The sequence below is a fragment of the Blastococcus sp. TF02A-26 genome (assembly GCF_003319125.1).
In the GTDB taxonomy this organism is placed as follows: Bacteria; Actinomycetota; Actinomycetes; order Mycobacteriales; family Geodermatophilaceae; genus Trujillonella.
The window spans coordinates 207471-217897 of sequence record NZ_QOHG01000008.1 but is presented as its reverse complement, the minus strand read 5'-3'; the positions used below and the strand labels follow the sequence as shown (position 1 = coordinate 217897).

General features: G+C 73.2%; 9 protein-coding genes. 1 reads left to right on the top strand and 8 read right to left on the bottom strand.

What is annotated here, in order from left to right:
- Positions 1–257: 257 nt before the first annotated feature.
- The gene (locus DQ240_RS11595) at positions 258–1490 is read left to right on the top strand and encodes an IS256 family transposase (RefSeq protein WP_113839747.1); all 1233 of its coding nucleotides are present in this window, start codon (positions 258–260) and stop codon (positions 1488–1490) included.
- An 896-nt stretch (positions 1491–2386) separates the two neighbouring features.
- Here the strand turns inward: DQ240_RS11595 and DQ240_RS11590 are convergent.
- The 8 genes from DQ240_RS11590 to DQ240_RS11555 form a co-directional block, all read right to left on the bottom strand.
- Positions 2387–3148, bottom strand: a complete 762-nt coding sequence (locus DQ240_RS11590) for an alpha/beta fold hydrolase (RefSeq protein ID WP_113839746.1) — start codon at positions 3146–3148, stop codon at positions 2387–2389.
- Positions 3149–3175: 27 nt separating this feature from the next.
- Entirely contained in the window at positions 3176–4060 is an 885-nt protein-coding gene (locus DQ240_RS11585; RefSeq protein ID WP_113839745.1) for a fumarylacetoacetate hydrolase family protein, read from the bottom strand.
- A gap of 70 nt (positions 4061–4130) precedes the next feature.
- Positions 4131–4325 (bottom strand): hypothetical protein, encoded by a 195-nt coding sequence (locus DQ240_RS11580; RefSeq protein ID WP_113839744.1) that lies wholly within the window; start codon positions 4323–4325, stop codon positions 4131–4133.
- Between the two features lie 10 nt (positions 4326–4335).
- The gene (locus tag DQ240_RS11575; RefSeq protein WP_113839743.1) at positions 4336–5682 is read right to left on the bottom strand and encodes an amidohydrolase family protein; all 1347 of its coding nucleotides are present in this window, start codon (positions 5680–5682) and stop codon (positions 4336–4338) included.
- 50 nt (positions 5683–5732) lie between these two features.
- Entirely contained in the window at positions 5733–7142 is a 1410-nt protein-coding gene (gene lpdA, locus DQ240_RS11570) for a dihydrolipoyl dehydrogenase (RefSeq protein WP_113839742.1), read from the bottom strand.
- A complete protein-coding gene (locus DQ240_RS11565; RefSeq protein WP_113839741.1) occupies positions 7142–8341 on the bottom strand; it encodes a dihydrolipoamide acetyltransferase family protein in 1200 nt (399 codons plus the stop codon). The genes lpdA and DQ240_RS11565 overlap by 1 nt, the downstream gene beginning before the upstream one ends.
- Positions 8338–9318 (bottom strand): alpha-ketoacid dehydrogenase subunit beta, encoded by a 981-nt coding sequence (locus DQ240_RS11560; RefSeq protein WP_113839740.1) that lies wholly within the window; start codon positions 9316–9318, stop codon positions 8338–8340. The genes DQ240_RS11565 and DQ240_RS11560 overlap by 4 nt, the downstream gene beginning before the upstream one ends.
- Positions 9315–10418, bottom strand: a complete 1104-nt coding sequence (locus tag DQ240_RS11555; protein WP_199589250.1) for a thiamine pyrophosphate-dependent dehydrogenase E1 component subunit alpha — start codon at positions 10416–10418, stop codon at positions 9315–9317. Before DQ240_RS11555 ends, DQ240_RS11560 begins: the two co-directional genes overlap by 4 nt.
- Positions 10419–10427: the final 9 nt, after the last annotated feature.

Sequence of the window (10427 nt, the reverse complement as noted above, 5' to 3'; positions counted from 1 at the left end):
TGAGTCCTCTTCGGTGAGTTCCTTGGCGGGTACTCACAGAGCCTCACGCGGTGGCCCCTCGACGTCGGTGACCGACACGATCACCGAGGCCAGGGGCCCGATCTACACCACTCCAGGGGACTCACCCCTGCGGGGTGACGTCCCCGCTGGTGGTGTAAGTCCAGGTCCCCGCTCACGTGAGTGATCACGTAGAGGGGCCATCGTGTGAAGGTCAGCGAGACCACGCCAATGGTTCTCGCGGAAGGACACAACACACGATGGCCCTGGACCAGTCTGCCCTGCTCGAGGTGCTGGAGGCACTGAAGGCCGCCGATGTCGATGACCGAGTCCGGTCGGCGGCGACCACGATTCACCAGGCCCTGATCGAAGCCGAGTTGACGGCGGTGATCGGCGCCGGCCCGCACGAGCGCACCGATGCCCGCACCGCCCAGCGCAACGGCTCCCGCCCGCGCACGTTGACCACCACGGCCGGGGACCTGGAGCTGCGTATCCCGAAGCTGCGGGCGGGGTCGTTCTTCCCCTCGCTGCTGGAACGCCGGCGGCGGATCGACCAGGCGCTGTTCGCGGTGGTGATGGAGGCCTACCTGCACGGCGTCTCCACCCGCAAGGTCGATGATCTGGTGCGGGCCCTGGGTGCCGACACCGGCATCTCCAAGTCCGAGGTGTCCCGGATCTGCGCCGATCTGGACGCCGAAGTGAGCTCGTTCCGCGACCGGTCGCTGGCCGAGCAGGCGTTCCCGTACGTGTTCCTCGACGCGACCTACTGCAAGGCGCGGGTCAACCGCCGCGTCGTCTCCCAGGCCGTGGTGATCGCCACCGGCGTGGCCGCCGACGGGCACCGGGAGGTGCTCGGCTTCGCCGTCGGCGATTCGGAGGACGGCGCGTTCTGGACCGCGTTCCTGCGCACGCTCAAGGCCCGCGGGCTGGCCGGCACCCAGCTGGTCATCTCCGACGCCCACGCCGGGCTGAAGGCCGCCATCGGCGCGGTGCTGCTCGGTGCGGCCTGGCAGCGCTGCCGAGTGCACTTCATGCGCAACGTGCTGGCCCAGGTGCCCCGCGGCAACAGCGAGATGGTCGCCGCCGCGATCCGCACGATCTTCGCCCAGCCCGACGCCGAACACGTGCACTCCCAGCTCGACGTCATCGCCGGCATGCTCGGCCGCCAATTCCCCAAGGTCGAAGCGATGCTCCGCGACGCCGCCGACGACCTGCTCGCCTTCACCGGCTTCCCCGTCGCGCACTGGAAGAAGATCTGGTCGACCAATCCGCTCGAGCGGCTGAACAAGGAGATCAAGCGCCGCACCGACGTCGTCGGCGTCTTCCCCAACCCCGAAGCACTACTCCGCCTCGCCGGCGCGGTCCTGGTCGAGGCGCACGACGAATGGCAGGTCTCCGACCGCCGCTACCTCTCCGAAGGCTCCATGGCCCTGCTCAACCGGACCGAGAACCCGACCAAGGAGGTGGCGCAGCCGGCACTGATCGCGTCATAGTCACCACACCGCTGACCAACACGGTGAGGACTACATCCACCACTCAGCGGGACGTCACCGGCCCGGTCCGGCAAAGAGCTCTGCTCAGGGGCCGGAAGCGCCGGCGGGGGACGACCGGACCAAGACTGCTTCCGCAGCGCAGCGCCCGAAGGGCGGAAGGATCTTGGTCCGGTCGGGAGGAGACGGCGCGGGAGGCCCCTACGCTGAGCTGCCGGACGGGTCGGGGGACCAGCAAGCACAGCCCGCCGCAGGCGGACCTTGACGACGGCGCAGCCGGCGCCACGCGCAGCGTGGCCCGAAGGGCGCTCCTGACCCGCCCCAGCAACCGCGGCGCGACGGCGTCGACAGCGCGCCCACCGGTCACGAGGGCTTGATCACCCGACACGTCGCCTACGCCCCGGACAGGCCGGTGACCGGCCTCGCAGCTCTGCGGTGCTCGCGGTGCGGTGTCAGACGCCATGGGTCGAGCGTGGCGAGGCAGGTCTCGCCCGCAGCTGTCCGTCCGGAAACTGTGGATGGGGAATCGTGCCCGCTGGGACCACTTGCACCCGGAGGAGCCCCGCGCGCGAGAAGCGGCGTCTGACCGGTAGTCAGGTCGACGACGTCCCAGACAGCGATGGGACGTGAGGCGGAGTGCTGAAGCGGCAGCTCAGCGGCGCATCGACGGTTCCTCGAGGTCCGTTCCATCTCTCCCCGTGCTCGCACGTTCGCGGCCCACCAGCCGGCCGACCAGAGAGCTCACGCTCACTGCTGGAGGTGCGTGATGGGCGCGAGGACCGACTGCGGAACCAACCTGGGCCGGATCCGCCCGGGTCCACGTCGGCGGACGGGCGGGGACGGCACGGACACCGGTGGCTCGATGGCCGCCTCCGCCGGCCGTCACGCGTCCAGCGGACTCAGAGGAACCTCAACAGCTGATCGGTGACGGTCCCGGCGGCTTCCAGCGCCGTCCAGTGCCCTGTCCCCGGCACGACCTCGACCGTGGCGGTGCCGTGGGCACGCGCGAGCTCGTGGCTCGCCTCGGGCGGGCCCACCTTGTCGTCGGCCCCGGTGACCAGCAGGAGGGGCAGGTTCGGGTCGATCGGTCCCGGGTCGGCGGCGGCGGCCAGCGCCTCGCAGTTGCGGGCATAGCCCTCCGCGTCCTGCCGCATGACCAGTTCGCGCACGAACGCGGCGACCTCGGGGTGGTCGCGCCGCGTCGTCTCCGAGAGGGCGTTGGCCACCACGGCCGGTGCGACGGCGGCGGTGCCCCGGTCCCGCAGGAGCGCGGCCCGGTCGCGCTGAGCCTTCCGGCCGGCCTCGGCGGGCTCCCGGACGGCGCCGAGTAGCGCCAGCTTGGTCACCTTCTGCGGGTGTCGAGCGGCCAGCGCCCGGACGATGAGCGTGCCCAGTGAGTGCCCGACGACGGCGGCCGACTCGATACCGAGCCCGTCGAGGACGGCGGCCAGGTCGTCGGCGTGCGACTCGACGCCGATCCCCTCGGCCACCGGCGAGCGCCCGGCGCCGGCCGAGTCCACCCGAATCACCCGGAACCGGTCGGCCAGGACGTCGGCCTGCACCTGGTAGAAGTTCGAGGTTCCGCCGAGGCCGTGCACCATTAGCACGGCGGGACCCTCGCCGTCGACCTCGACCGCCAGGTCCTTCCCGTTCACGTTCATGTCTTCTGCCTCTCGTCGTCGGTCGGTTCAGGCAATCCGGTTGCGCTGGGTGCCCAGCCCGCTCACCGAGACCTCGACCACGTCGCCGCTGGCCAGGAACCTGGGCGGGTCGAAGCCGATGCCGACCCCGGCGGGCGTGCCCGTGGCGATGACGTCGCCGGGCAGCAGCGTGATGCCGGCGGAGATGGTGGCGATCAGCTCCGGGATGTCGAAGATCAGGTCCTTCAACGGGGCGGACTGGCGCGGCTCGCCGTTCACCCGGCTCTCCACGACCAGGGCGGTCACGTCGGGGATCTCGTCGGCGGAGACGGCGTACGGCCCCATCGGGCAGTGGGTGTCCAGCGACTTGCCCAGCAGCCACTGCTTGTGGGTGCGCTGCAGGTCCCGCGCGGTGACGTCGTCGATGATCGTGTAACCCCAGACGTGGTCGAACGCCTGCTCGCGGGGAATCCCCCGGCCACCGCGACCGATGATCACGCCCAACTCGGCCTCGTAGTCCAGCTCCTCGGTCACCCCGCGGTGCGGCTCGATGTCGTCGAAGGGCCCAGTGACCGACGTCGTCGCTTTCGAGAAGACGACCGGCGCCTCGGGGAGCGCCTCGGAGCGGTCGGGGCTGTCGTAGCCGCTCCGGCCGAACTCCACGACGTGCTCGCGGTAGTTCTTGCCGACGCAGAAGACGTCGCGGCGCGGCGCCGGGATGGGCGCCAGCAGGCGCACCTCCTCGAGCGGGTGCTCCGGTTGCCCCGCGGCGCGCTGCTCGAGCTGCGGGCCGAACTCGGCCCACCGCTCGATCAGGTCCAGGACACCGAACCCCTCGGGGAGGACCCCGGCGAGGTCGCGGACGACGCCGCGCTCGGCGTCCACCACACCCACCCGCTGCGCGGAGCCGGTGGAGAAGGTCACGAGTTTCATGTGTCGCCCGATCTGGAGGTGGGCGGGGAGCCGGGCGGGCCCGGCTCCCCGCGGAAACGTCGGCGCGCCGTCACGGGGCGGCCGGGCTCCGGTCGTCCGCGGCCCGGACCCGCCGGAGCCGCGGCTTCTGCCGGCACCAGCACCCCGGGGGTTCGTTGCGCCCGAAAGCGCACGTGCCGCGCTCCTCGCAGCGCCGGTTGCAGGGGCTCACCGACGTCTGCTTGTCCGCCGCCAGCGCCTTGACCGCGGCGAGGTCGAAACCCATGACGGCCCGGTCACTCGGCCGAGGACAGCAGCCTGTCCTCTTCCGCCGGGGTCATGCCGGGCTTGGCGGACAGGTCGAACCGCGGCCCGGCGGGCATCGAGTTGTGGAAGAAACGGCCGCCCTGGATCACCGAGACGATCTTGTCCTGGTCCTGCAGGACGGTGATGTCGGTCAAGGGATCGCCGTCGACCACGACGATGTCGGCGAACTTGCCGGCCTCGAGCGTGCCGACCTTGCCGCCGAAGTCCACCATCGCGCCCGCGTCGCGGGTGGCGGCGACGAGCGCCTCCATCGGGGTGTAGTCGAACAGCTCGACGAAGTTCTGCAGGTCTCGCGCGTAGGTGCCGTGCGGGGTCCAGGCGAGGCCGAAGTCGCCGCCGGGCAGGATGCGGATCCCCTTGGCCTTCATCTTGGCGACGCTGTTGATCGTCTCGGCGATCTCGGCCTTGTAACCGAGGCCGTCGAGGACGCCGCTGGTGAACCCGAACTCGGCGCCGTTCTCGTAGAGGCCGACCTGCCAGTGGATCGCCGGCGTGACGAAGATGCGGTGCCGGTCGCGGTACAGCCGGTCGAGGGCCTCGTCGTCGAGGTAGTTGGCGTGGCCGATGACGTCCATGCCGGCCTTGAGGGCCATCGTCACGGCGTCGGCGGACCGGGCGTGGCAGATCATCTTGAGGTTGCGGCGGTGCCCCTCGTCCGCGGCGGCATCCGCCTCTTCCTGCGTGTAGGAGAGCTCGCCGGGGAGGTCGGACTCGATCATCCCCTCGCCGTCCAGGTAGACCTTGACCGAGTCGGCGCCGTTCTTGCGGATCGTGCGGATCGCCTTCCGGACCTCCCAGGGGTTGTCGGCGAGCAGCGCGAGCCCGTCCATGCCGAGCTGGAGGTGGTCGGGGTTCCAGTCCACCATGCCGCCGGTCCCCAGGACGTCCCGGCCGCATGCGACGTACCGCGGCCCCGGGATGTCACCGGAGTTGATGTGCCTGCGCAGCTCCACGTCGACCGCGTGCAGCGACCCGAAGCTGAACGCCGAGGTGTAGCCGGCCCGGAGCATCGTCCGGGCGTTCAGCACCGCCTTGATCGTGGTCGCCTCGGCGGTGCAGTTCATGTCGAGGTCCTGCAGGCTGGAGGCGTTGAAGTAGGACAGGTGCGAGTGCGACTCGACCAGCCCCGGCATGACGAAGCGCCCGCCGACGTCGACCCGCGGAACGCTGTCGGGGACGTCGTCGAACTGGTCGGCGGAGCCGACCCGGCGGATCTCGTCGCCCTCGATCCAGACGCCGCCGTCCGGGATGGGCTCGTTGCCCGTCCCGTCGAAGACGCGGCCGTGGATGAGGAGCATCGATTCGGCGTTGAACACTGGGACTCCTTCGTGGGGGTGTTGCGGGGTCGGTGCGGGAACGGGGCATCTCAGCCGGCGGAGTGCAGGGCGCGGCCGGCGGCCGCCCGGGCGGCCTCCTGCACCTGCTCCCCGACGGTGGGGTGGACGTGGACGGTGTCGGCGAGGTCGCCGACGGTGGCGCCCATCTCGAGGGCGACGGTTCCCTCGGCGATGAGTTCGGAGGCGTGCGGGCCGGTGACGTGCAGGCCCAGCACCAGGTCGGTGTCGGCCTCCCAGACCAGCTGCACGACGCCGCGGGGGGCCCGCAGGGTCATCGCCCGGCCGTTGCCGGCCATGGGGACGGTGGTGACGCGGGCGTCGATGCCGGCCTCCCGGGCGGCCGACGCGGTCAGGCCGACCGTGGCGATCTCGGGGTCGGCGAACACGACCGCCGGGATGGCGGCGGGAGAGAAGGCGACGCGGTCGCCGCACAACCCGTCGACTGCCACGGGCGCCTCGGCGTACCCCTTGTGCGCGAGCGCCGGACCGGGCGTGATGTCCCCGATGGCGGCGACGTGCCGGCGCAGCGACCGGTCCGGGCCGACCTCCAGGAGCCCGCCGGGTCCGGGCACCACCCCGAGCCGGTCCAGGCCCAGCTCGTCGGTGTTCGGGCGGCGACCGACGGCGACCACCACCACGTCGGCCTTGACCGCCACCTGCTGGTCGGCCCGCCGCACCTGCAGGACGCCGTCCTCGTGCCCCTCGGCGCGGGCGCCGGTCAGGACCGCGACCCCCAGTTGCTCCAGCCGGCGCGCCACCGGCCGGACGAGCGCGGCGTCGAGCTCCGGGAGGATCCGGTCGGCCAGCTCGACCAGCGTCACCGTGGCTCCGAGCTTGGCCAGCGCGGTGCCCAGTTCGACGCCGATGTAGCCGGCGCCGATCACCGCCACGGTGGCCGGCACCTCCTCCAGGGCGAGCACCCCGGTGCTGTCGAGCACGGTCTCGCCGTCGGGAGCCAGAGCGGGGAGGACGACGGGGCGGGAGCCGGTCGCGAGGACGACGTCGCGGAACTCCAGGTGGGCGGCACGGCCGTCGAGGGTGGACACGACGGCCTGGTCGGGCCGGGTGAACCGCAGGTCGCCGCCGATCGTGCGCACGCCGGCGCCGCGCAGCAGCGAGCGCACGCCGCCGGTGAGGTCGCCGACGATCTGCTCCTTGGCCCGCTGGAACGCGGCCAGGTCCACCCGGCGCTCCCCGCCCGGCAGGCCCGCGGCCGCCATCGCGGTGGTCCGCTCCAGCAGGTCGGCGAGCTCGATCAGCGCCTTGGACGGGATGCACCCGGCCCGCAGGCACACACCGCCGACGCCGTCGTCGCCGTCCCGGTCGACCAGCACCACGTCGCGGCGGCGCTGCGCACCGCGCAGCGCCGCGGAGTAGCCGGCCGGGCCGCCGCCGACGACCAGCAGGTCCACCGCCTCGGCGATCTCCCCGACGACCATCAGTCCTCCTCGCCGAGCAGGAGCAGGGGCGTGCGGACCAGCCGCTCGAGGGTGTTCACGAACGACCCGAGGTGGTCGCCGTCCAGGACCCGGTGGTCGGCGGAGACCGCGACCGGGAGCACGCGGCGCACGGCCGGGACCCCGTCGACGGGGACGACGGCGTCCCGCACCCGGCCGAACCCGGCGATGGCCACCTGCGGGGCGTTGATCAGCGGGGTCCCCAGCCACGTGCCGTAGCTGCCGAAGTTGCTGACCGTGAACGTGGCCCCCGTGGTCTCGGGCACGGTCAGGGAGCGGTCGCGGGCGGCGTCGCCGAGCCGGGCGATCTCCCGGGCGAGCGCCGGGACGCTCCGCCGGCCCGCGTCGTGCAGCACCGGGACGACGAGGCCGTCGGGCGTCGCGGCCGCGATGCCGATGTGCTGCCGCCGGTGCAGCGTGACCTCCTCGCGCTCCATGTCGACGGTGGCGTTGACCTCCGGGTGGCGCCGCAGTGCGGCCACCACGACGCGCACGAGCAGGGGCAGCAGGGTCAGGCGTGTGCCCTGCTCGCCGGCGTCGGCCCGGAGCGACCGGTGCGCGCGCTCCAGCTCGGTGGCGTCGATCTCGCGGAACTCGGTGATGTGCGGGATCTGCCAGGCCGCGGTCATGGCCCGCGCCACCTGACGGCGGAGGCCACGCAGCGGCCGGACGTCGGTGTCGGCCGGCGCCTCGGACGGCCGGACCGTCCCGACGGGCTCCGCCGCCGGAGCCGGGGCGGCGGCCGCCGGTGAGGCATCCGCCGCCCGGGCGAGGGCGGCCTCGGCGTCGGCCAGCAGGACGCGCCCGGAGGGCCCCGTGCCCCGGACGTCCCGGAGGTCCAGGCCGTGGGTGACGGCGAACCGTCGCGTGCTCGGGGCGGCGAGGACCCGCCCGGGACGCCCGGGCCGCAGCCCGCCGGGAGCCGGCTCGGCGTCGGCGTCCGCGGTGTCGAGGACGAACAGGGGCGCCCCCACGGCGACGGTGTCCCCGGGGTCGTGCAGGAACGACCGCAGGACGCCGTCGGCGGGCGCCGGCAGCTCCACCTGCGCCTTGGCCGTCTCCACGGTCACGACGGGTTGATCGGCCCGGACGGCGGCCCCGAGGGGCACCAGCCAGTCGATCACCTCGGCCTCGGCCAGCCCCTCGCCCACGTCGGGCAGGGTGAACACCAGCTCGCTCATCCCGCCTTCACCGTGGCCCTCACGGCAGCGACGACGCGGGCGACGGTGGGGACGAACAGGTCCTCGATGCGCCCGGGCGGATAGGGGGTGTCCGGCGCGGCGACCCGTGCCACCGGTGCCTCGAGGGACCAGAAGGCGCCGTCGTTGACCGTCGCCACCACCTCGGCGCCGAACCCGGCACTCAACGGGGCCTCGTGCACCACGACGCACCGTCCGGTCGCCGCCACGGCCTCGATCAGCCCCGTCTCGTCGAGCGGAACCAGCGTGCGCAGGTCCAGCACCATGACCGAGATGCCCTCCTCGGCGAGCACGTCGGCGGCCTTCTCGGCCACCTGCACGGCGGCGCTCCAGGCCACGATCGTGACGTCGTCGCCCTCCCGCGCGACCCGGGAGCGCCCGAAGGGGATCGGGCAGTCCTCGTCGGGCACCTCGCCGGTGACGAGGCGGTAGCCGCGCAGCGGCTCGCAGAACAGCACCGGGTCCGAGGACCGGACGGCGGTCTGTAGCAAGCCCTTCGCGTCGGCCGGCGTCGCGGGGGTGACGACGGCGAGCCCGGGGCTCTGCACGAACTGGGCCTCGAGCGCCTCCGAGTGCAGCTCGGGGGTCCGCACGCCGCCGCCGAAGGGGGCCCGGAGCACCACCGGCATCGGGAAACGGCCCTGGGACCGGTAGCGCATCCGCGCCAGCTGGGCGCCGATCTGGTGGAAGGCCTGGTGGCTGAACCCGAGGAACTGCAGCTCGGCGACGGGAACCAGCCCCGAGGCGGCCAGGCCGATCGAGGCCCCGACGATGGCGGCCTCCGCCAGCGGCATGTCCACGACCCGGTCGGCGCCGAACTCGTCGAGCAGCCCGTCCGTGGCACGGAAGACGCCGCCCAGCCGTCCGACGTCCTGCCCCAGCACCATCACCCGCTCGTCGCGGGCCAGCTCTGCGCGCAGGGTGGCGTTGATCGCCTGCAGCATGTTCAGCGTGCTCATCGGGTCTCCACCGAGGCGATCAGGTCGGCGCGCTGGCGCGCCAGCCGGGGCGACAGCTCCTCGCCCACGTGGGCGAACAGGTGGTCCACGCCGGGCGGCTCCACCCCCTCCACCGTGCGCACCGCCTCGTCGATGCGGCGGCCGATCCGGGCACGGACCGCGGCGTCGTGCTCGTCGTCCCACAGGTCGCGGGAGCGCAGGTGGGCGAGCACCCGCGCGATCGGGTCGCGCGGCGCCCAGCTCTCCAGTTCGTCGGCCGGCTGGTAGCGGCGGGCGTCGTCGGCGGTGTTGTGGTCGCCCAGGCGGTAGGTGAGCGTCTCGACCAGGGAGGGGCCATCGCCGGCGCGGGCCCGGCCGACGGCGTCGCTGACCACCTCGTGCACGGCGAGCAGGTCGTTGCCGTCCACCAGGGACCCGGGGATGCCGTAGCCGGGCGCGCGGGCGGCCAGGGTCACCGCCGCCGACTGCCGCGACCGCGGGGTGGAGATGGCCCAGCCGTTGTTCTGCAGCAGGAAGACCACGGGGGCGCCGAGCGTGCCCGCCAGGTTGCAGGCCTCGTGGAAGTCACCCTCGGACGACGCGCCGTCACCGCAGAAGACGAGGACGACCGCGTCGCGGCCCTGGCGGGCCAGTCCCCACGCCAGGCCCACGGCCTGGGGCAGCTGTGCGGCCAGCCCGATCTGGATGGGGAGGACGTTGACCCCCTCCGGGGCGAGGCCTCCCCGGGGATCGCCGAGGAAGGTGAGCATGAACTGCTCCAGCGGCAGCCCCTGGCGCAGCAGGGCCGGCAGCTCGCGGTACTGAGGAACCACCCAGTCACGCTGCGGATCGAGGGCGACGGCGGCTCCGACCACGGACGCCTCCTGGCCCCGCACCGGGGAGAAGGTGCCGAAGCGCCCCTGCCGTTGGAGGCTGAACCCCTTCTCGTCGAAGGCGCGGGAGAAGAGCATCAGCTCGCAGGCCTCGCGCAGCTGGGCGTCGTCCAGGGTCGGCCGGGCGCCCTCCTCGAGCTGCCCATCGGGTCGCAGCACCGTCCACGGGGCGGCGTCGCCGTCCTCCCGCATGAACTGCGGGGTGAAGGCGGGTCTCGTCGTGCTCACGGGGTCCTC